Source organism: Pantoea sp. X-Soil-ISGK-275 (genome assembly GCF_059730795.1).
In genome coordinates this window covers 1,600,928-1,621,852 of record NZ_AP035976.1, presented here as the reverse complement: position 1 = coordinate 1,621,852, position 20,925 = coordinate 1,600,928, and the positions used below count along the sequence as shown (strand labels likewise).

The window sequence follows — 20,925 nt, the reverse complement described above, 5'->3', positions numbered from 1 at the left end:
CAGCCAATGAGCGTGCATGAACTGCCGGTTTTACCCGCTGTAGAACGCGATGCATTTCGCAACGCGATGGCGTGCTTAGGCGCAGCGGTCAATATCATCACCACCGACGGCCCCGCCGGACGCGCCGGTTTTACCGCCTCGGCGGTGTGCAGCGTCACCGATTCGCCGCCGACGCTGTTGGTTTGTCTTAATCGCTCAGCGTCGGTGTGGCCGATTTTCCGCGACAACGGTTATCTGTGCGTCAACACACTTGCCGCTGGGCATGAAGAACTCTCGACGCTGTTTGGCGGCAAAACGCCAATGGCAGACCGCTTTGCCGCCGCTGACTGGCACACGCTGGCCAGCGGTTCACCGCTGTTAGACGGCGCGCTGGTGTCGTTTGATTGCAAAGTGGCGCAAGTGGTCAGCGTGGGCACGCACGACATTCTGTTTTGCGAAGTGCAGGCGCTGGTACGCAATGATGAAACCCACGGTCTGGCATGGTTTGACCGTGGCTATCATCACCTTTTACGGCAGGACGCCCGCTAACGCCGCCTTGTGCGGCCCGCTTTCACTGACACCCTGGAGATGACGATGGCGAGTTCCTGGTTCCCCCGCTGGCAGAAAAAGTCAGCCTTGACCGATGATGGGCTGATTGCGCCGGACGAAACGCTGCCGTTTGCGCAGACGGTCGTCCTTGGCCTGCAGCATGCTGTGGCAATGTTTGGCGCAACGGTGCTGATGCCGTTGCTAATGGGACTGGACCCCAATCTGGCGATTCTGGTTTCGGGCATCGGTACGCTGCTGTTCTTCCTGATCACCGGCGGACGCGTACCCAGCTATCTCGGATCCAGCGCGGCGTTTGTCGGCGTAATCATTGCGGTAACCGGCTTTAACGGCCAGGGACTCAACCCCAATCTGGCGCTGGCGCTGGGCGGCGTTATCGCCTGCGGCGCGCTCTATACCGTGATTGGCCTGATCGTGATGAAAGTCGGCACCGGTTGGATCGAGCGTCTGATGCCGCCGGTGGTCACGGGCGCGGTGGTGATGGCAATTGGTCTGAACCTGGCACCGATTGCGGTGCACGGCGTTTCCGGATCGATGTTCGACAGCTGGATGGCGGTGATGACGGTGCTGTGCATTGGTCTGGTGGCGGTGTTCACACGCGGTATGATCCAGCGCCTGCTGATTCTGGTCGGCCTGATTGTCGCGTGGGCGATCTACGCGCTGCTGACCAACGTGATGGGCTTTGGCAAACCGGTGGATTTCAGCGGCCTTGCCAACGCGCCGTGGTTTGGCCTACCGCACACCACCGCTCCGATCTTTGATATGCAGGCCATCGTGATGATCGCGCCGGTGGCGATCATTCTGGTGGCGGAAAACCTTGGCCACATCAAAGCCGTAGCGGGCATGACCGGACGCAACCTCGATCCCTGGATGGGGCGCGCCTTTGTTGGCGACGGCCTGGCAACCATGCTGTCGGGCTCAATCGGCGGCAGCGGCGTCACCACCTACGCGGAAAATATCGGCGTGATGGCAGTAACCAAAGTCTATTCCACGCTGGCCTTCGTGGCCGCAGCAGCGATTGCTTTGGTGCTCGGTTTCTCACCGAAATTTGGCGCACTGATTCACACCATTCCTGGTCCGGTGATTGGTGGCGCATCGATTGTGGTGTTTGGTTTGATTGCGGTGGCAGGCGCACGCATTTGGGTGCAGAACCACGTGGATTTCAATCAGAATGGCAATTTGATCATGGTAGCGACCACGCTGGTGCTCGGCGCGGGTGATTTTGCTCTGAAGATTGGCAGCTTCACCATCGGCGGCATTGGCACTGCCACCTTTGGTGCCATCATCCTGAACGCCATTTTACAACGTCGCGGCGCCGCACTGGCGAACCAGACGGCACGGCAACATCCTTAAGGTTCCAGCGGTGCCTGATCGGGCACCGCTTTCTTGCGACGAAGACGCAGTTCGCTGACGATCACCCCACAAACAATCAATGCCGCGCCCAGCAGCGCCGCCGCAGGTAAACGCTCACCCGCCAAACGTCCCACTACGCCCGCCCACACCGGTTCACCGGCGTAAATCACTGTGGCACGCGTCGGCGACACGCTGCGTTGCGCCCAGTTCATCGTCACCTGAATTAAGGCACTGGCTGCGCCCAAACCCAACGCGCTCAACAGAAGCGGCGTTGACAGAGCAGGAACCGATTCGCCATTCGGGATCATCAGAACAAAGGCACAGGCCGATGCCACCATCAGCTGAATCAGCGTGACGCGGCGCACATCAACCTGTCCGGCATAGCGGCTGATCAGGATGATCTCTGCCGCGATCGCCAGCGTACTCAGCAAGGTAGCGATTTCACCGGCGTTCAGCGTCAAACTGCCATCCTGCGGACCGGCCACCAGCACTAAACCGGTAAACGCCAGCAAAATGCCCAGCCACGCCATTAATCCCGGCGGACGACGCAGGAATAACCACTGCAGCAGCGGCACCACCGGCACATACAGCGCGGTAATGAATGCCGACTGGCTGCTGGAAATGGTTTGCATGCCCCAGGTTTGCAGACCGTAGCCGCCGGCAATCGACAACCCGATCAACGCACCAGCTTTAATTTCCAGCCAGGTCACCTGCTTGAGATAACGACGGAAGAAAAAGGCCAGCAGCAGCGATGCCGTGGCAAAACGTAATCCGACAAAGAAGAATGGACCGGAATGCGCCATCGCGCGGTGTACAACCAAAAAGGTGCCGCCCCAAACCATGGTAATAAAAATGAGCACCAGCTCCTGACGCGAAATACGCAGGCTGAGACGAGAAGAGGAAGCGGACATAACGCACCAGAATAATCAGTTGGCGGTCAGTTTGCTCAGAGAGCGGGGAAATTGCAATGCTTGTTACCGCCGGGCGAACCCGGCGGCCGGGGATCAACGGACAGTCGCGCTATTTCTTGCCGCGGCTGCGTCCCCCTTTTTCTCCGGCTACAGAAGCGCGCTGTGGGTCGTTTCTGAAATTACCCCCGCTGTTTTTGCCGCCTTTGCGACCCGCTTCTGCGGCCCTTTCACGGTCCTCTGCGAAATTGCCTGATCCTCCACGATGTTCGGCCATCATTTCCTCCAGGGATTGAGCGTTCAGGTTAGGGGCTGATCACGATGCTGCCGTGAAGAGCACGGCGGCGGATATCCCGCACGCCTGATTAAAGAATAGACAACGCAACGCTGAAATGAGCCTGATATTCATAATTTGAAACAGATAATCCACTCATTTCACTGCGAAAAACCAAATTTACCGCCGCGTTACAAGCAGTTAGCCGACACTAATTGGCGCCTGCTTAACCTCTGTACAGCAGCCTGCGCAGGCTCTTCTATACTTCTGATTACTCATCACCCCAGCAGGATGAAAACTATGGCAAAGATTTTGGTGCTCTATTATTCGATGTACGGACATATTGAAACCATGGCGCAAGCCGTGGCCGACGGTGCAAAGAGCGTGAGTGGCGCGGAAGTCACGATATTACGCGTGCCGGAAAGCATGGATGCCGAGCGTTTCGCTCAGGTTGGCGGCAAAGTGAATCAGGCTGCGCCTGAAGCGAAGCCGGAAGATTTGCCGCAGTACGATGCCATCATCGTTGGCACTCCCACGCGTTTCGGCAACATGGCGGGCCAGATGCGTAACTTCTGGGATCGCACTGGCGGTCTGTGGGCTTCGGGCGCGCTGTACGGCAAAATCGCCAGCGTTTTTGCCTCCACCGGCACCGGCGGCGGCCAGGAACAAACCATCACCTCCGTCTGGACCACCCTCGCCCACCACGGCATGGTGATCGTTCCTATCGGTTATGGCACTAAAGAACTTTTCGACATTTCTCACGTACGCGGCGGAACGCCTTACGGCGCGACTACGCTGGCGGGCGGAGATGGATCACGTCAACCTTCGGCGGAAGAACTGGATATTGCCCGTTATCAGGGCCAACACGTCGCCGGACTGGCGGTTAAGCTACAGGGATAAAATCCACAACAGGAGACCTTCATGACAACAGAACAGTCGAAAGAGCATCACGTGGGCGAATGGGCATCACTGCGCCACACTTCACGCGAAATCGCTGAAGCCATTTTTGAGGTAGCCAACTACGACGAACGTTTAGCCGAGCAGATCTGGAGCCAGCAAGGCAGCGATGAAGTACTGATTCGCGCCTTCAAAAAGACCGACCAGGATGTTCTGACCTGGGACGACAAAACGGTCGAGCGCAAAAACGTTTGAGTGACAGGCGGGCATTGTCCCGCCTTTGTTACCTTTACATCACCAAGGAGCCTTGTATGTCTGCCTATCAAAGTATCAATCCAGCCAATAACCAACTGCTAAAAGCGTGGAACGAGCACGATGATGCCTATGCACAACAGGCGCTGAAAACCGCAGATGCGCTTTATCATTCCGCGTGGAGTAAAGGCGATATTCAGCCGCGTTTGCAGGTGCTGCACCGTTTAGCCGACCTGATCGACCAACGCGTCGAAGAGCTGGCGACCATCGCCAGTAAAGAGATGGGCAAGTTAATTGGGCAAAGTCGCGGTGAAGTGAAAATCTGTTCGCAGATCGCCCGCTACTACGCGGAACATGCCGCGACCTTTTTACAGCCACAACCCTACGCCAGCGATGTGGGCGATGCCTGGCTTGAATATCATCCGATTGGCGTGATTGTCGCGGTTGAACCGTGGAACTTCCCTTACTATCAGCTGATGCGCGTGCTGGCGCCAAACCTGGCGCTGGGCAATCCGGTACTGGCAAAACACGCCAACATCGTGCCGCACTGCGCCGATGTATTTGAAAAATTGGTGGAAGAAGCCGGGGCGCCAAAAGGCGCGTGGACAAACTTGTTTATCTCTACCGATCAGGTTGCGGATCTCATCGCCGATCCACGTGTGCAAGGTGTGGCGCTGACCGGTTCCGAACGCGCCGGTAGCGCCGTGGCGGAACAGGCCGGTAAACATCTGAAGAAATCGACGCTGGAACTGGGCGGTAACGATGTGTTTGTGGTGCTGGACGATGCCGATATCGATGAAGCGGTACGTCAGGGCGCGCAAGCTCGCCTCAGCAACTGCGGCCAGGTCTGTACCGCCGCCAAGCGCTTTATTCTGCACGAGAAAATTGCCGATACGTTTATGGCCAAATTCAGCGCGGCTCTGCAATCGGCCACGCCGGGCGATCCGCTCGACGAGAAGACCACGCTCGGTCCACTCTCTTCTAAAGATGCGCGCGATCGTTTAGTGAAACAGGTTGATGAAGCAGTGAAAAATGGCGCGCGCGTGGAATTTGGTGGACGCGCCATTGATGGCGTCGGCTGCTATTACCAGCCAACGGTGCTTACCGGTCTGACGCCAGATAATCCGGCTTACTATCAGGAATTTTTTGGCCCGGTGGCGCAGGTGTATGTGGTGGCGGACGATCGTGCCGCTGTGGCGCTGGCGAATGATTCAAATTACGGCCTTGGCGGTTCGGTCTGGACCAAAGATATTGCGCGCGGACGTAAGATGGCGTCGCAGATTGAAACGGGCATGGTGTTCATCAATTCGCAGAGCGATACCTCAGCAGAGCTGCCGTTTGGTGGCGTGAAACGTTCGGGTTACGGACGTGAGTTGTCGGATTTGGGTATTAAAGAGTTCGCCAACCAAAAATTGGTGGTGGTTGCCGGTTAAGTTCACAGGCATAAAAAAACCCCGCTTCGGCGGGGTTTTGTTTTTTCAGCAAACTCAGTTGCTGGTCGCCGCCTTGGCCGGCTCTTCTGGCTTGGCTGGCGTCGCATCGGCTTGTGCTTTCTGTGCAGCTGCCGCATCGGCCTTAGCTTTGTCATCCGCTGCTTTCTGGGCAGTGGCTTTCTCGGCTTTGGCTTTCTCGTCAGCGGCTTTCTGCGCGGCAGCTTTATCCGCCTTCACTTTCTCTTCAGCCGCTTTCGCATCTGCGGCCTTCTGTGCTGCGGCCTTATCCGCTGCTGCTTTGTCTGCAGCCGCTTTATCGGCAGCGGCCTGATCGGCTTTCTGCTTGGCATCATCTGCGGCCGGTGCCGCCGCCGCTGGTGCTGGCTGTTCTGCCGGAGCTGGTGCAGCAGCAGGCTGCAGTGGCGTACCTTGCAGAGCGCCATTCAGAGCGCCGGTGAATTGATCCCAGCTGCAGTAGCCGTTGGCATCCGTTTCACAGCCTGCCAGTTGCAGCGTGACGCGCTTCGGTGGATTTTTCAGGCTCAGCACATCGGCATCGCGCAGCTGATCGGCCGTTTGATAGACATACTCAATTTTCAGCAGATCTTTGTTGTTCTTCACATCGTGCCAGCGTTCGAATACCACCTGGCCACCAATTGGCGTTTTCTCATCGTTGCCCGGCAGTTCATAAGGTTTAACCTGCAGCGCGCTGAGTAAGGAGGCAATGTTGGAATCATGACCGACCATCAGCGTCACTTTTGGCGCGTTGGCTTTGTCCTGATCGACTAACTGGCTGCGGATGTAATCCACCAGCGGTGCGGCCACTTCGCGCGCCACTTCAGGAGAGGCGAACAGCGCATCCTGATAACCGTTTTTGATCGACGCCAGCTCTTTCCACTGCTCAGGCGTTTTGATCTGGCCCCAGGCAACCTGATCGGCCGGGAAACCTTCGTAATATTGCAGCGTAAACGCATCCACCAGCGAGTTGCCGATTTTCAGCGGACCGCTTACGTTTGGCTCTTTACCGTTATCCGCGCTGAAGGTGTTATCGCCGCTGCTCAAATCACACTGCTTTTTGCCGTTACAGGCCGGGGCAGATTTGTAATCAACGATTTTTTCCAGATGCTGGAAGGCAGGTTTCAGTGCCAGCTTTTCATTGGCGGCGGTCATCGCAGCCAACGCTTTCTTGTTGAATTCCTCGCTGCCGTCGGTGACGACCGGATTGAAGATAGGATCCATGGTGCCCATCGCATCCTGATGCGTTACCGCGATATCACAGCCTGGGAAGGCGCCAGTGATAAAGTACTGCGCGGTCGCCACGGTGCGCTGCAGGCTGTTGGCGTAGACAAAGATGTTGCTGCTGTCCGGGCAAGTTCCGTTCTGGACTAAGCCCTGCTGTGCCAGCCACTGACGGGTGTAATTCCCCATGTAGACTTCCAGCACGCCACCTTTGGTGGTGAGCTCACCGCCCGCGACATCCCACTGCGGCCAGCTCTTCCTGGTGGATTGTTCCAGTACGCTGCCGTTATTGGCGAGCGGCGCACGCAGGTTATGACGGCTTAACATCAGCACCTGCTGGAGTTGCATATCTCCATCCGCAGCATAGGCGGACATGCCCATCGGGAGCGCAGCGATGACTGACAACGCGCAAAGACTCAGTTTCTTGATCATTGTGCCTATTCCATAATTCATCAGTGAAACACTCTGGCTTTCAAACGATTAGCCCGCCAAAGAGCGAATTACCGCACAGTGTAACTCAGCTTGCATCGGAAAATCGCCAGATGTTTGCAAAAAACCGTGCATGGAATATAGCAGTAAACGCGCCTGGCGTTGGGCAAGGGCAGCAGATTGAAAAGCAACGCGATGTTTTTCGGAATCTGTGAACGTAGAAAAGCAAAAAGCCCGCATTTCTGCGGGCTTCTTTAATATGGCGGAGGAACAGAGATTCGAACTCTGGGATGGTTTCCCATCGACGGTTTTCAAGACCGTTGCCTTAAGCCACTCGGCCATCCCTCCGGGGATTTTTTTGTTGCGTCATCTCTCAGCAAGAGAGATGGCGGAGGAGGAGAGATTCGAACTCTCGGATGGTTTCCCATCGACGGTTTTCAAGACCGTTGCCTTAAGCCACTCGGCCACCCCTCCGCAATGAGGCGCACTATAAACATCCCCTATAACGATGTAAAGCCTGCAATGAATCGTTCGGCTGAAAAACAGCCAAATTCTATTTATTCGGCGTCAATTTCGCCATTCTGCTCAGCGAAACAGCAATTTATCGCGTAAAGATGGGTAAAACGCCTTTTCTGTCTTTCAGGCGCTGCGTATCCTCGTGCCATATTTGGTGTTTCTCTCTTTAAGGAGCGCGTGATGGAAAGAATTTTTAGCTCGTCGCAGCAGTCGTTAGTCAGCACCCACAAGGTGCTGCGCAATACTTATTTGTTACTTGGCTTTACGCTGGCCTTCTCGGCGGTTACCGCAACACTGAGCACCGTGTTTGCATTGCCTTCGCCGGGTCTGATTCTGATGCTGGTGGGCTTTTATGGTTTGATGTTCCTGACGCATAAACTGGCTAACAGCCCAGCAGGTATTCTGGCCGCCTTCGCCTTTACCGGTTTTCTCGGTTACTGCCTTGGCCCAATCCTCAGTTCGTTCCTCACTGCGGGCATGGGTGATGTGATCGCCATGGCCTTGGGCGGCACGGCGCTGGTATTTTTCGGTTGCTCAGCCTATGTACTGACCACGCGCCGCGACATGTCATTCCTGAGCGGCATGATGATGGCGGGCTTTGTGGTGCTGCTGGTAGCGGTAGTTGCCAACATCTTCCTGCAACTGCCTGCGCTGCATCTGGCGATTAGCGCCCTATTTATTCTGTTCTCTGCCGGTGCCATTCTGTGGGAAACCAGCAACATCATTCACGGCGGCGAAACCAACTACATTCGCGCCACCGTGAGTCTGTATGTCTCGCTGTATAACATCTTTGTTAGCCTGTTGAGCCTGCTGGGCTTCGCTAACCGCGATTAAGATGCCGTAACCGTTATCAAACCCCGCTTCGGCGGGGTTTTTGCTTTTTATGGCTGGGCGAATTTACAATGTGTCCATTAACGCAATGAGGAATGACTGTGAATTTTGCCGGTAAAGAGATTGCCACCGATGCGGAAGGCTATTTGAAAAATAGCGCGGACTGGAGCGAACCGCTGGCCGCCGCCATTGCGGAGCAAGAGGCGATCGTGATGAGTGAAGCGCACTGGGAAGTGGTGCACTTTGTGCGCGCGTTTTATCAGGAATTTAATACCTCGCCGGCGGTACGCATGCTGGTGAAAGCCATGGCGCAAAAGTATGGGGAGGAGAAAGGCAACAGCCGCTATCTGTTCCGCCTGTTTCCGGAAGGCCCAGCGAAGCAAGCGACCAAAATTGCCGGATTGCCAAAACCGGCCAAGTGTTTGTAATCAGCCAGTGGTGAATCGGGTAGGCACTTCCCTGGGCTGATGTGGCTCCACCAGCACTTTGTCCACGCGCGCGCTACGCGGCCCACCTGCTTTTAGCCAACTGATCAATTCATCGACCTGCTGCGCTTCACCGGACGCCAGCACTTCAACGCTGCCGTCCGCCAGATTGTGCGCATAACCGTTAAGATTCAACTGTTTGGCCTGCGCTTGCGTGTGGTAGCGAAACCCCACGCCCTGCACGATGCCATGTACCCAAATTTTGCAGCATGTGGTTGCCATTGCGTTCTCCCATCACCTTGCGTTGCAATTTGCCGCCATCCGCCGGAAAATGGCGCCTCATTTTTTCAGGTAAGCATAGCAAACTATGACCGTTCGATTGATTCTCGCAAAGGGACGTGAAAAATCCCTGCTCCGCCGCCATCCGTGGGTGTTTTCTGGTGCCGTTGCACGTATGGAAGGTAAAGCCCAGTCTGGTGAAACCATTGATGTCTGTGACAGCAATGGCAAATGGCTGGCTCGCGCCGCGTACTCTCCGCAATCACAAATTCGCGCACGCGTCTGGAGCTGGCAACAGGATGAGTCAATTGACATCACCTTCTTCGTGCGCCGCTTTGAGCAAGCGCAGCTGTGGCGTGACTGGCTGGCAAAACGTGACGGGCTGGACAGCTATCGCCTGATTGCCGGTGAGTCCGATGGCATGCCGGGCGTTACCATCGATCGCTTCGGTAACTTCCTGGTGCTGCAGCTGTTATCTGCGGGTGCCGAGTATCAACGTCCAGCCATCGTTTCAGCTTTGCAGCAGTGCTTCCCGGATTGCGCTATTTACGATCGCTCAGACGTGGCGGTGCGTAAAAAAGAGGGACTGGAGCTGGCGCAAGGCGCGGTTTCGGGTGAACTGCCGCCACCGCTGCTGCCGATTACCGAACACGGTATGAAGCTATTGGTGGATATTCAGGGCGGCCATAAAACCGGTTATTACCTTGATCAGCGTGACAGCCGTTTTGCCACGCGTGGCTACGCAGAGAATGCACGCGTGCTGAACTGCTTCTCTTACACCGGCGGATTTGCGGTTTCGGCCTTGATGGGCGGCTGCCGTGAAGTGATCAGCGTTGATACTTCGCAGGACGCACTCGACGTGGCGAAACAGAATGTTGAGCTTAATGGTCTGGATGTGTCGCGCGCCCAGTTCGTGCGTGACGATGTGTTCAAGCTGCTGCGTCGTTATCGCGACAGCGGCGAGAAGTTCGACCTGATCGTCATGGATCCGCCGAAATTCGTTGAGAACAAGAACCAGTTGATGGGCGCGTGTCGCGGCTATAAAGACATCAACATGCTGGCTATTCAGCTGTTGAATCCCGGCGGCGTGTTGCTGACCTTCTCCTGTTCTGGCCTGATGCCGACCGATTTGTTCCAGAAAATCATCGCGGATGCCGCCGTTGATGCCGGTCGTGATGTACAATTTATTGAGCAGTTCCGTCAGGCAGCCGACCATCCAGTGATCGCCAGCTATCCTGAAGGGCTTTATCTGAAAGGTTTTGCCTGCCGCGTGCTGTGACTTGAAAACGCTGTCCCTGCCTCCATATTGGTAACAGGGCAGTCTTTTGGGAGGTCACAATGATTACGACTAAATTTGGAATTGGACAGCAGGTCCGACATCGTCTCTCCGGCGTGCTCGGCGTTATCGTGGATGTCGATCCGGAGTTTTCGCTTGATGAGCCAGAAGTTGATGATGTCGCTGCCAGCGAAACGCTGCGCGCCGCGCCCTGGTATCATGTAGTGATGGAAGATGAAGAAGGCGATCAGGTGCATACCTACGTGGCGGAAGTTCAGCTGGCGGGAGAAACCTCCTTTGAACATCCCGAACAACCTTCAATGGATGAGCTGGCCGCGTCAATTCGGCAGCAGCTGCAGGCACCCAGCCTGCGACATTAATGACAACGGCGACTCAGGTCGCCGTTTTTGTTTTAGCGCGTGATACCCAGTCGCGGAATTTCAATCTTTGGACAGCGATCCATCACGACGGTCATACCCGCGTCCTGCGCCAGCACCGCCGCTTGCTCATTAATCACGCCCAGCTGTAACCACAACGTGTCTGCACCGATGGCAATCGCTTCCTGCGCTACCCCCCACGCCGCTTCGGCATTGCGAAACACATCCACCATATCCACTTTTCCAGGAACATCCGCCAGCGTGGCATAAGCGGTTTGACCAAGAAGTTGTTGACCCGCCAGTTTAGGGCTCACTGGAATCACGTCGTATCCCTGATCGAGCAAGTATTTCATCACGCCATAGCTTGGGCGGTCGGGGCGATCGCTGGCACCCACTAATGCGATACGTTTGGTTTTAGTCAGCACATCGCGAATCGTTTGATCATTCATCTTTTTTCTCCTGGTTCATTCGCTTAAGTGTAGATGGCATTGCGCATTAGGCTGCAACTGCCGGGCATGAGAACTTTGCACAGCAGCACGAATAAATATGTAAAAATGTAAATTTACTGCCATAATGTAATACTTTGCTACACATAATCGATTTACCCCCCTTCTGCCGGGAGTTGAAATGAAGCTGTCTTTAACTGCTACGGGTTTACTGCTGTTGCTCGTATCAGCCTCATGCCAGGCCATCACTCTCAAGCTCGATCCCGAGATCGAACTGCTGGTGCTGGACGGGCGTAAAATCTCAGGCTCACTGCTGAAAGGTGCTGGCAGCCTTGAGCTGGAGCGTGGGCAGCATCAGTTTCTGTTTCGTGTGGAAAAACCGGGCGCTGACGCCGCGCACTTTCAATCCGTACCGATGATCGTCACTTTTAACGCTAACGCCCATTCGGTGGCGATTCGTTTGCCCGCGCTCAATAATCGCCGCGAACGCACCACCTTCGACAAAACGCTCAACTTCCAGCTGATTGATGAACGTGGCATAGAGATCACCAGCCTGCGCGACCATTTGCCGAAGGAAAGTGATAACGATTTCGAAAAGGCGATGGTGAATTATAATCGTGATGCCCACGCCGCTTCGGTTCCACGTTTTGCCTTGCATTCGCTGAGCGTAAGCGAGGCGCAATTGGATATGGATTACGCCTGGCAGGACGTTAGCGATCTTCCCTCTTTGCAAGTCTGGTTTAAGCGTTTTGATGCTGCCACACGTCTGCGTTTTATTAGCTGGATGAAAACCTTACGCACAAGTTGATAGTGATGAAACGCCAAGGGTAAACTCCTGCATTAACACATAATGCATGAGAAGAAACAGGAAGCCCTATGGAGCAGACCGTTCGTACCCTTCAGGTTCATAAACATATCGCCCTCGTTGCACACGATCACTGCAAAGCCTCGCTACTGGAATGGGTGAAAATCAACCAAAGCACGCTGCAACAGCATGTGCTTTACGCTACCGGCACCACCGGAAATCTGATTAATCGTCATACGGGATTAGACGTTAACGCCATGCTGAGCGGCCCGATGGGCGGCGATCAGCAAGTGGGCGCGTTGATTTCGGAAGGCAAAATTGATGTGCTGATTTTCTTCTGGGACCCGCTGAATGCGGTGCCGCACGATCCGGATGTCAAAGCACTGCTGCGCCTTGCTACGGTGTGGAATATCCCGGTGGCCAATAACCGCACCACCGCAGATTTTATTATTCAGTCACCGAAATTTGCCCAGCAGATTGAGATTCAGATTCCAGATTATCAGCGTTATCTCGCCGAACGTCTGAAACCCTAATCATCAGGCCTTACGGCTTTGCGGCACCCCCAACTCGCGCAGGTGTTCGACAAATACCGAAGGCCGATCTTTATCAAACATTAGCCATACCTGCTGGCGCGCGCGCGTCATCGCCACATACGCCAGCCGCCGCTCCTCCGCATCCGGGAAATCTTCCGGCTGCGGCAGCAAACCCTCTTCCATAATCGATTCACGCGCTTCTGCGGGAAAACCGTCGCGTCCCTGATGCAGCCCCAGCACAATAACGAAATCCGCCTGTTGGCCTTTGCTGGCATGAATGGTCATAAAATCCAGTTGTAACTTTGGCCAGCGCGTTTTGGCTTTATCAAGGATTGACGGGCGCAAATGGTGATAACGCGCCAGCAGCAGCACGCGCTCATCGGGTTTAGCATAGCCGCTCAGTTTATCGAACAGCGCTTCCAGTTGATCCTGCGGCAGCAAGGTCACCGATTTTTTATTGCCCTTGCTCAAGCTGTTTAGCGGCTTGCGCAGCTGATGCGGGTTTTGCTGCACAAACCGATTGGCAATCTCACCAATGCGATCGTTAAAGCGATAAGTGGTATCCAGCACACAGCGATCGCCATCACCGAAATAGTGATGGAACGCGGTGGTCAGGCTCATTTCGGCACCGCTGAAGCGATAGATTGCCTGCCAGTCATCGCCCACCGCGTACAGGCTGGTTCGCTTGTTTTGCTGACGTAACGCCGTTAGCAGTGCGGCTCGCTGCGGTGAGATGTCCTGAAACTCATCGACCAGAATATGCTTCCACGGGCTGATAAAGCGCCCTTTCTCCAGAATGGCAATCGCCTGATGAATCAGCCCGGAGAAATCAACCGCGCCCTCCTCTTTCAGCGCGCTTTTCCATGCCTTCAACAGTGGCGCCATCAGTTTGACACGCTTGCTGAAATTATCGCGCTGCGCTTCTGCCACATCCGCGATCATTGCCGCCTGCGCGCCGCCGTGCATGCGCATCAAGCCCAGCCAGCGCTCCATGCGCGATGCGATGCGCTGCGCCAGTTTGTCATCTTGCCAAAAGGGACCTTCGGGAATTTCCCACTCCAGCTCATCCTGCAACCACTGACGCCAGCCGCTGGCCTGCGCTTTTTTGCTGTTGCACTGCTCGCGCCACGTCTCAATCAGCAGCTGTCGCCGCGCCTTGCTGTCACTCTCCAGCTTGCTGATAACCGGTTGTTTGTTGCTGCCTTCACGGATGATATGCAGCGCCAGCGCATGGAAGGTACGCGCCTGAATCGCGCTCTCGCCAAGACGCGTTTGAATGCGGTCATTCATCTCTTCTGCCGCCTGACGACCAAACGCCAGCAGCAGAATTTGATCCGGTTGCGCCAGTTTGCGTTTCAGCAACCAACCTGCGCGCGCCACCAGCACCGAGGTTTTGCCGCTGCCTGCCCCCGCCAGCACCAGCAGCGCATCTTCGCCATTCACTACGGCTTCACATTGCGATGGATTGAGCGGCGTGGTTTCAACCGTGGAGAAGAATTCGTGATAATCGCTGAGGATCTTGCTGGTCCATTCACAATTGCGTTGGCGAATGGCCGTTTCACCCTGCTCAAGCCATTGCTGGCAAAATTCCCAGCGTTCACGGCAGTTGTCAAACTCGGCAATACGCGCGAGGGGCAACGGCAAGGCAGAAAACTGGCGCGTAATGCCCTCTTTCACCGCGCTCAGCTCACTGCGTTTCAACCAGCGATCCTGCTGCGTAAAGGCGAGGATTTCCTGCTCCAGCGCGGCGAGCACCTCGGCGCTCACCTCGCTCATCTCCTCGCTCCACTGCTGCCAGGCGTGCTGCAAGTAGTGGAAAAAGCGCTGCGTTTCCTGCCATTCGGTACCATGCAGGCGCACCACTTTTTCATCTGGTAGTAGAAACTCCAGTTCGCCCCACACCATGCCGCGCTTGCAGGCAATGTTGAGCAACTGGTTAAACGGAATCAGATATTCATGGCGATCGCCACTGACTTCCACGCCGGCGGCCAGCAAGCGCACCCGATTATAGGGATGCTGTGCCAGACGTTTACCCATTGATGTTGCTTTCAGTTCCATGTCCGCACCGTCATGTGGAATTCGATATCGCGCAGTTTACCTGTCAGACTCTTGGCGCTCCAGCCTTAAAAAGAGCTAAACTTGGCGCCACATATTGCGGATTGCAAAAGGAAAATCACGTTTATGCGTACCGTACTTAATATTCTTAATTTCATTCTCGGCGGCTTCTTCACCACTCTCAGCTGGCTGTTCGCCACGTTGGTGAGCATCGTACTGATTTTTACGCTGCCGTTGACGCGTTCCTGCTGGGAAATCACCAAGCTGTCTCTGCTGCCTTTTGGCAACGAAGCGGTGCATGTCGATGTGCTGCGCCCCGACAGCAAAAGCCATGTGATGAATACCGGCGGCACCTTCCTCAACATCTTCTGGCTGATACTGTTTGGCTGGTGGTTATGTCTGGCGCATATCTCGGCCGGTATCGTGCAGTGTCTGACCATCATCGGCATTCCTGTTGGCATCGCCAACTTCAAAATCGCCGCGATTGCGCTGTGGCCGGTCGGCCGTCGCGTGGTCTCCGTTGAAGAAGCCCAGGCCGCGCGTGAAGCTAATGCGCGTCGCCGTTACTGAGGCCGTTCAATGATTCATGACGCCTTGCCAGGCTGGCGACGTTATCTGTTTAACAGCAGCCTGCGCTATTTGCTGCGCATCTTCTTTGCCTTGACCGGATGCGCGGCGGTGCCGTGGTGGCTGCACCAAATAGAGTGGACCATTCCGCTGACGCTGGGTGTCGTCGCTGCGGCGCTGGCGGATCTCGACGATCGCTGGATTGGGCGTGTGCGCAATCTGTTGATCACGTTGGTGTGTTTCTGTATTGCTTCGGTGTCGGTGGAACTGTTGTTCCCCCATCCGTGGGCGTTTGCTCTGGGTCTGGCGCTTTCCAGCTGGGGCTTTATTTTGCTCGGTGCGTTGGGACAGCGTTATGCCACTATCGCCTTCGGTGCGCTGCTGATTGCGGTTTACACCATGCTGGGCATCGGCTTGTTTCCCCAATGGTGGATGCAACCAGCGCTGCTGTTGATCGGTGCTCTTTGGTACAACTTGCTGACCTTTATCGGTCATTTGATGTTCCCGGTGCGCCCGGTACAGGAACAGCTGGCAGGCAGTTTTTCCCAGCTGGCGCGCTATCTGGAAGCCAAAGCGAACCTGTTTGATCCCGATGGCGGCGATCAGGATGACGCCACGCTGGTTGCGACGGCAATGGTTAACAGCCAGTTGGTAGCACAGCTAAATCTTACTAAAAGCACTATTCAAAGCCGTTTGCGCGGCGACCGCGGTTCACGCAGCACGCGCCGCAGCCTGCACTACTATTTTGTCGCGCAGGATATCCATGAGCGCGCCAGCTCCTCGCATCTGCAATACCATCTGCTGCGTGATAACTGGCGTTACAACGAAGTGCTATTCCGTTTCCAGCGTCTGATGAACATGCAAGCGCGCGCGTGTCGGCAACTGGCGGAGACCATTTTGCTGCGTCAGCCGTGGCATCACGACAGCCATTTTGAACGCACCTTTGAACGGCTGGAAACCGCGCTGCAACGCCTTCAGCAGAACGAGCCGCAGGATCCACACATTCATGCACTGTTTTGGCTGCTGCGTAATCTGCGCGCCATTGATGCGCAACTGGCGTCGATTGAATCAGAACAGATGCTGGCCGAACCGTCCCCGCAGAGCGATCACCATCTGTCACGCGAAGGGCTCAGCGGCTGGGCGGATATCCGCTTACGCCTGAGTCGCCATCTCAGCCCACAATCGGCCCTGTTCCGCCATGCAGTGCGTATGTCGCTAGTGCTGTGTGTTGGCTACGCCTTTATTCAAATCACCGGCGTCGATCGCGGTTACTGGATCTTGCTGACCAGCCTGTTCGTCTGTCAGCCCAATTACAACGCCACCCGACGACGCCTGGCGTTGCGTATTGGCGGTACCTTAGCCGGCATTGCCATCGGCCTGCCGGTATTGTGGCTGGTGCCCTCGATTGAAGGCCAGTTGGTGCTGATTGTACTGAGCGGCGTGCTGTTCTTCGCCTTCCGCCAGATTCAGTATGCGCAAGCCACTTTGTTTATCACTTTGCTGGTTCTGCTGTGCTTCAACTTGCTGGGCGAAGGATTTGAAGTGGCGCTGCCGCGCGTGGTGGATACCTTACTGGGCTGCGGACTGGCGTGGCTGGCCGTGGCCTTTGTCTGGCCAGACTGGCGTTTTCGCAAAATCACTGCTGTTGCCGATCGCACACTGAATGCCAACTGCCGCTATCTGGATGCGATTATGGAGCAATATCACCAAGGCAAAGACAATCGTCTCGCTTATCGCGTGGCACGCCGCGATGCGCATAATGCCGATGCCGAGCTGGCGTCAGTGGTGTCAAACATCAGTGGTGAACTCAAGCTACAACAGCCGCTACGTGAGAATGCGTTTCGACTGTTATGTCTGAACCACTCCTTCCTCAGCTATATCTCCGCACTGGGAGCGCACCGCGCACATCTCGCGGATACTACTTTACTGAACTTACTGGATGACGCAGTCTGCTTCATTGAAGATGTGCTGCAGATCGACCGGGTTACGGATACTCAAGCCACTGAGATGCAGCAGGCGCTAATGCAGCGCATGAACGAGATGAAAAACAGCCCGGATACACGCGCACCATTAGTGATTCAGCAATTGGGCTTGTTAGTCGCGCTGCTGCCTGAAATTGCCCGTCTACGCCGTACTCTCATCAATGACTAAAGCGATTGATGCTCCGCCGCGTGCTGGCGGAGCATTTTTAGATACCAGGTGTAAAGCTCTTGCCTGATGGCGCTGGGTAACGCCGCTTCATGATGTCCTGATATTGCACCTTCCAGCGCCAACAGCGTTTTTAACCCAATGTGCTTATTCACCGCGCGTAGTTTCAGCCAGCTTTGTCGCGAGCCTGTTTCACACAGCAATTGCACCGAACTGATCCCTACCTTATGCAGCATCAGCTCCAATCGCAGGCTTAAATTCGGCAGATCTTTCAAACGCAGCGAGACAAGTCTGGTCGCTGCTTCGTCCTGTGCGGCACGCAGAGAACATGCTGACAGCTGCAATAACTGTTCAGGGTTTTGCCACAATTGCGTATCCACTTTGAAGTAGCTCAGTGTCACCGGCACGCCACGCTTACGGTACACTAGCGGTTCCAGTGAACGCTGTGCGTTATAGACGTGAAGCGCCTCGCTAGCTCGAAGATAGAGTGCATCCTCATTGATATACGCAAAAATCACCTTCTCAACAGTCAGTGCATAACCACCAAATTGCGTGCGCGATTCAATTTTACCTAATGCCGCCAACTGCGCTTTCGATTGTTCAACTACCGGGTTATATCTCTTCATAACGCCCCCTTCAATGGATTCCATGCGCGGGAAATTTCCTATAAAAGCTCGCAGATTCATCTGGTTAGAAGATAAAAAAAACGATTTAGCTGTTCAATGAATAAAAGCAGACGGGAGGTATCTTGTGCAGAAATTGCGAGGCGTTTTCAGAAATTGAGGTTGATCTTTATCCAGGAAGCCATTACTGTACATCCATACAGTTCATTACTGAGTGATTAAATTATGCGTACTCATTTCTCTGGCTCTGCTGACCGTTCACATCGTTTCGCTTCATCCAGCTTAGCGCAACCTTCGCTGGGTGGAATCACTGAACTGCGCTCCAGCGAACAACCTGGAATGATGCAACTTATACTGCTGCCGGTACTGAAACAGCTGAGCGAGCAATCGCGCTGGCAGCTGTGGCTCACTCCAGCGCATAAGTTGAATCGTAGCTGGATGCAGCAGTCAGGATTGCCGTTAGAAAAGAGTATGCATATCACCGAATCTGAGCGTTTTAACACCGTGGAAAGTATGGTGAAGGCATTACGTACAGGCAATTACAGCGTGGTTCTAGCCTGGATTCCGTACGAATTGAGCGATGAAGAGCGTCTAGAATTGGAAAAAGCCGCGGCAGAAGGTGAAGCACTCGGTCTGATTTTGCGTCCGCAGGGAGGTCAATACGCCCCTTCCAGACAACCTAACTCCGCAAAAATTCCGTCTGAATTGTTTCATTAAGTAAATTCCAGGAATTTTCTCAGCATTTTTTTTGCATAAGTTGCATCTAAGCTACTGATTCTTTTCCCGCCAGCTATGACAATGGCTTAGACGCTTTTTTGTTTTCTAATACCGAAGATTTAGCCAGGTGATTTGTTAAAATGTGTGTATAAATCGCTGTTTTTTTGCTGCCCGGCGTCACATCATACTTGTAAGTTTCCAATCTCGTTGTAGACTTTAGCTCGCCAGGGTGCTCAATAACCTCCGTTTTTTCGGTAGAGTCAAAAGCGAGCGTTTAGACCCGGCGAAGGATTAACACAAAGAGCAACCTTTTTGCTCATTGCCTATTTGGATGATAACGAGGCGCAAAAATGAAAAAGACAGCTATCGCAATTGCAGTGGCACTGGCTGGCTTCGCTACCGTAGCGCAGGCCGCACCTAAAGATAACACCTGGTATACCGGTGCTAAACTGGGCTGGTCTCAGTATCACGATACTGGTTACTACGGTAACGGTTACGCGAACAACGACGGTCCAACTCACGAATCACAGCTGGGTGCTGGTGCATTCGCTGGTTACCAAGCTAACCCGTACCTGGGCTTCGAGCTGGGCTACGACTGGTTGGGCCGTATGCCTAACAAAGGCAACGTGACCAATGGCGCGTTCAAAGCACAAGGCGTTCAGCTGGCTGCTAAACTAAGCTACCCAATCACCGAAGACTTCGATGTCTACACCCGTCTGGGTGGTATGGTATGGCGCGCAGACTCTACTCAGAACACCGATGGCGTTCGTCACAGCGACCACGACACCGGCGTTTCTCCGCTGGCTGCTGTTGGTGTTGAATATGCGCTGACCAAAAACTGGGCGACTCGCCTGGACTATCAGTGGGTTAACAACATCGGTGACGCAGGTACCGTTGGTACACGTCCAGACAACAGCATGCTGAGCGTCGGCGTTTCTTACCGTTTCGGTCAGGAAGATGATGCAGCGCCAGTTGTCGCTCCGGCTCCAGCTCCAGCGCCAGTTGTTGAAACCAAGCGTTTCACTCTGAAGTCTGACGTTCTGTTCACCTTCAACAAGGCAACTCTGAAGCCAGAAGGTCAGCAGGCTCTGGACCAGCTGTACAGCCAGCTGAGCTCAATGGATCCGAAAGACGGTTCTGTTGTAGTACTGGGCTTCACCGATCGCATCGGTTCAGAGCAGTACAACCAGAAACTGTCTGAGAAACGCGCTCAGTCTGTAGTTGATTACCTGGTATCTAAAGGTATCCCTTCTAACAAGATCTCTGCACGCGGTATGGGCAAATCTAACCCAGTTACTGGCAACACCTGTGACAGCGTGAAAGGCCGCAATGCCCTGATCGACTGCCTGGCGCCAGACCGTCGCGTTGAAATCGACGTGAAAGGTATCAAAGACGTTGTAACTCAGCCACAGGCTTAAGTTATCACGCAGTAAAAAACCCCGCTTAGGCGGGGTTTTTTTATGGCTGAATGTAATGAGAACGAAAAGAACTCTACTCTTTTTCCGAACCACCATTCCTAAGGATCGCCCGAAGATCTTGTTTCAGCGTAGACATCTGGCTGGCATACTTCTCTTTGCGTTCAGCATCTTCAATCAACTGGACGATAGTTTCTGACAGCGTATTACTGCGACGCTGCGCCAATCCCGCCAGTCGCTGCCACACCAGATATTCCAGATCGATCGATTTCTTACGCGTATGTTGATGCTCGGCATTAAAGTGACGCTTACGGCGCGCACGTATCGTCTGCTTGAGACGATTCTCCAAATCAGGATGAATGTGCTGGGCGATCCACTCGTTAACCTCAACCGGGCTGTTTTCCATCGATAGCAGCGTATCAACCGCAGCTTGCGCCGCGCTAAGCTCAAGATGACGGGTGATCAGTTCACCCTCCCGATGCTTTTTCACCAGGTATTTCCACTTCCATCCACTTTCAAGATTTTCGAGTTGCTGGTATTTCATCGGAATCTCATCGTGATCACGTAACAAACTAAGAATA

At 54.5% G+C, this 20,925-nt stretch carries 23 protein-coding genes and 2 tRNA genes; 15 read left to right on the top strand and 10 right to left on the bottom strand.

Going from position 1 to position 20,925, the window contains the following annotated elements; translation table 11 throughout:
- Positions 1-6 precede the first annotated feature (6 nt).
- Both rutF and rutG read left to right on the top strand, forming a co-directional pair.
- Complete coding sequence (gene rutF, locus AC6I8A_RS07495) at positions 7-528, top strand: NADH-dependent FMN reductase RutF (RefSeq protein WP_265297129.1); 522 nt, start codon at positions 7-9, stop codon at positions 526-528.
- A gap of 45 nt (positions 529-573) precedes the next feature.
- A complete protein-coding gene (gene rutG, locus AC6I8A_RS07490) occupies positions 574-1,899 on the top strand; it encodes a pyrimidine utilization transport protein G (RefSeq protein WP_256696134.1) in 1,326 nt (441 codons plus the stop codon).
- On the opposite strand, the gene AC6I8A_RS07485 is transcribed toward rutG, so the two are convergent.
- Together AC6I8A_RS07485 and AC6I8A_RS07480 are read right to left on the bottom strand one after the other, a co-directional pair.
- Positions 1,896-2,810 carry a DMT family transporter gene (locus AC6I8A_RS07485; RefSeq protein WP_256696133.1) on the bottom strand — a complete coding sequence of 305 codons (915 nt, stop codon included), beginning with the start codon at positions 2,808-2,810 and terminating at the stop codon, positions 1,896-1,898. The two genes, rutG and AC6I8A_RS07485, sit on opposite strands and share 4 nt — an antisense overlap.
- 109 nt (positions 2,811-2,919) lie before the next feature.
- A complete protein-coding gene (locus AC6I8A_RS07480; protein ID WP_061717065.1) occupies positions 2,920-3,084 on the bottom strand; it encodes a con-10 family general stress protein in 165 nt (54 codons plus the stop codon).
- A gap of 297 nt (positions 3,085-3,381) precedes the next feature.
- Between AC6I8A_RS07480 and wrbA the strand changes: the two genes are divergently transcribed.
- From wrbA to AC6I8A_RS07465, 3 genes are read left to right on the top strand one after another with little or no spacing between them, the layout of a single operon-like run.
- On the top strand, positions 3,382-3,981 hold the full coding sequence (wrbA, locus tag AC6I8A_RS07475; protein ID WP_256696132.1) for an NAD(P)H:quinone oxidoreductase: 600 nt from the start codon (positions 3,382-3,384) through the stop codon (positions 3,979-3,981).
- Between the two features lie 21 nt (positions 3,982-4,002).
- The gene (locus tag AC6I8A_RS07470; RefSeq protein WP_007887329.1) at positions 4,003-4,233 is read left to right on the top strand and encodes a YccJ family protein; all 231 of its coding nucleotides are present in this window, start codon (positions 4,003-4,005) and stop codon (positions 4,231-4,233) included.
- Positions 4,234-4,289: 56 nt separating this feature from the next.
- Complete coding sequence (locus AC6I8A_RS07465) at positions 4,290-5,663, top strand: NAD-dependent succinate-semialdehyde dehydrogenase (RefSeq protein WP_008109425.1); 1,374 nt, start codon at positions 4,290-4,292, stop codon at positions 5,661-5,663.
- Positions 5,664-5,717: 54 nt separating this feature from the next.
- Here AC6I8A_RS07465 and agp read toward each other — a convergent pair whose 3' ends face one another.
- The 3 genes from agp to AC6I8A_RS07450 form a co-directional block, all read right to left on the bottom strand.
- Entirely contained in the window at positions 5,718-7,334 is a 1,617-nt protein-coding gene (gene agp / locus AC6I8A_RS07460; protein ID WP_256696130.1) for a bifunctional glucose-1-phosphatase/inositol phosphatase, read from the bottom strand.
- A gap of 257 nt (positions 7,335-7,591) precedes the next feature.
- Positions 7,592-7,679: transfer RNA gene (locus AC6I8A_RS07455), tRNA-Ser, on the bottom strand.
- A 38-nt stretch (positions 7,680-7,717) separates the two neighbouring features.
- Positions 7,718-7,805, bottom strand: a tRNA-Ser gene (locus tag AC6I8A_RS07450).
- 222 nt (positions 7,806-8,027) lie between these two features.
- Here AC6I8A_RS07450 and yccA point away from each other — a divergent pair.
- Together yccA and tusE are read left to right on the top strand one after the other, a co-directional pair.
- On the top strand, positions 8,028-8,681 hold the full coding sequence (gene yccA, locus AC6I8A_RS07445; protein ID WP_007887332.1) for an FtsH protease modulator YccA: 654 nt from the start codon (positions 8,028-8,030) through the stop codon (positions 8,679-8,681).
- A gap of 98 nt (positions 8,682-8,779) precedes the next feature.
- Positions 8,780-9,106, top strand: a complete 327-nt coding sequence (tusE, locus tag AC6I8A_RS07440) for a sulfurtransferase TusE (RefSeq protein WP_061717573.1) — start codon at positions 8,780-8,782, stop codon at positions 9,104-9,106.
- Here the strand turns inward: tusE and yccX are convergent, their stop codons facing one another.
- Positions 9,107-9,385, bottom strand: a complete 279-nt coding sequence (gene yccX, locus AC6I8A_RS07435) for an acylphosphatase (protein ID WP_497818260.1) — start codon at positions 9,383-9,385, stop codon at positions 9,107-9,109.
- Between the two features lie 85 nt (positions 9,386-9,470).
- Between yccX and rlmI the strand changes: the two genes are divergently transcribed.
- Positions 9,471-10,661 (top strand): 23S rRNA (cytosine(1962)-C(5))-methyltransferase RlmI, encoded by a 1,191-nt coding sequence (gene rlmI / locus AC6I8A_RS07430; protein ID WP_256696128.1) that lies wholly within the window; start codon positions 9,471-9,473, stop codon positions 10,659-10,661.
- Positions 10,662-10,720: 59 nt separating this feature from the next.
- On the top strand, positions 10,721-11,038 hold the full coding sequence (gene hspQ, locus AC6I8A_RS07425; RefSeq protein WP_008101422.1) for a heat shock protein HspQ: 318 nt from the start codon (positions 10,721-10,723) through the stop codon (positions 11,036-11,038).
- A gap of 32 nt (positions 11,039-11,070) precedes the next feature.
- On the opposite strand, the gene AC6I8A_RS07420 is transcribed toward hspQ, so the two are convergent.
- Positions 11,071-11,484 (bottom strand): CoA-binding protein, encoded by a 414-nt coding sequence (locus AC6I8A_RS07420; RefSeq protein WP_154181458.1) that lies wholly within the window; start codon positions 11,482-11,484, stop codon positions 11,071-11,073.
- 178 nt (positions 11,485-11,662) lie between these two features.
- On the opposite strand from AC6I8A_RS07420, the gene AC6I8A_RS07415 reads away from it, so the two are divergent.
- Together AC6I8A_RS07415 and AC6I8A_RS07410 are read left to right on the top strand one after the other, a co-directional pair.
- Entirely contained in the window at positions 11,663-12,289 is a 627-nt protein-coding gene (locus tag AC6I8A_RS07415; RefSeq protein WP_479489938.1) for a YccT family protein, read from the top strand.
- Between the two features lie 68 nt (positions 12,290-12,357).
- Entirely contained in the window at positions 12,358-12,819 is a 462-nt protein-coding gene (locus AC6I8A_RS07410) for a methylglyoxal synthase (RefSeq protein WP_497818259.1), read from the top strand.
- 3 nt (positions 12,820-12,822) lie between these two features.
- On the opposite strand, the gene helD is transcribed toward AC6I8A_RS07410, so the two are convergent.
- Positions 12,823-14,877 carry a DNA helicase IV gene (gene helD / locus AC6I8A_RS07405; RefSeq protein ID WP_497818258.1) on the bottom strand — a complete coding sequence of 685 codons (2,055 nt, stop codon included), beginning with the start codon at positions 14,875-14,877 and terminating at the stop codon, positions 12,823-12,825.
- A 123-nt stretch (positions 14,878-15,000) separates the two neighbouring features.
- On the opposite strand from helD, the gene AC6I8A_RS07400 reads away from it, so the two are divergent.
- Positions 15,001-15,444, top strand: coding sequence for a YccF domain-containing protein (locus tag AC6I8A_RS07400; RefSeq protein WP_008101434.1), 444 nt, complete (start codon positions 15,001-15,003; stop codon positions 15,442-15,444).
- 9 nt (positions 15,445-15,453) lie between these two features.
- On the top strand, positions 15,454-17,592 hold the full coding sequence (yccS, locus tag AC6I8A_RS07395) for a YccS family putative transporter (protein ID WP_497818257.1): 2,139 nt from the start codon (positions 15,454-15,456) through the stop codon (positions 17,590-17,592).
- On the opposite strand, the gene AC6I8A_RS07390 is transcribed toward yccS, so the two are convergent.
- Positions 17,589-18,215, bottom strand: a complete 627-nt coding sequence (locus AC6I8A_RS07390; RefSeq protein ID WP_256698391.1) for a TfoX/Sxy family DNA transformation protein — start codon at positions 18,213-18,215, stop codon at positions 17,589-17,591. The two genes, yccS and AC6I8A_RS07390, sit on opposite strands and share 4 nt — an antisense overlap.
- A 222-nt stretch (positions 18,216-18,437) precedes the next feature.
- Between AC6I8A_RS07390 and sulA the strand changes: the two genes are divergently transcribed.
- Both sulA and ompA read left to right on the top strand, forming a co-directional pair.
- Positions 18,438-18,929 (top strand): SOS-induced cell division inhibitor SulA, encoded by a 492-nt coding sequence (gene sulA, locus AC6I8A_RS07385; protein ID WP_256696123.1) that lies wholly within the window; start codon positions 18,438-18,440, stop codon positions 18,927-18,929.
- 350 nt (positions 18,930-19,279) lie between these two features.
- The gene (ompA, locus tag AC6I8A_RS07380) at positions 19,280-20,347 is read left to right on the top strand and encodes a porin OmpA (protein WP_256696122.1); all 1,068 of its coding nucleotides are present in this window, start codon (positions 19,280-19,282) and stop codon (positions 20,345-20,347) included.
- A 73-nt stretch (positions 20,348-20,420) separates the two neighbouring features.
- Here ompA and matP read toward each other — a convergent pair whose 3' ends face one another.
- Entirely contained in the window at positions 20,421-20,888 is a 468-nt protein-coding gene (matP, locus tag AC6I8A_RS07375) for a macrodomain Ter protein MatP (protein ID WP_256696121.1), read from the bottom strand.
- Positions 20,889-20,925 lie beyond the last annotated feature (37 nt).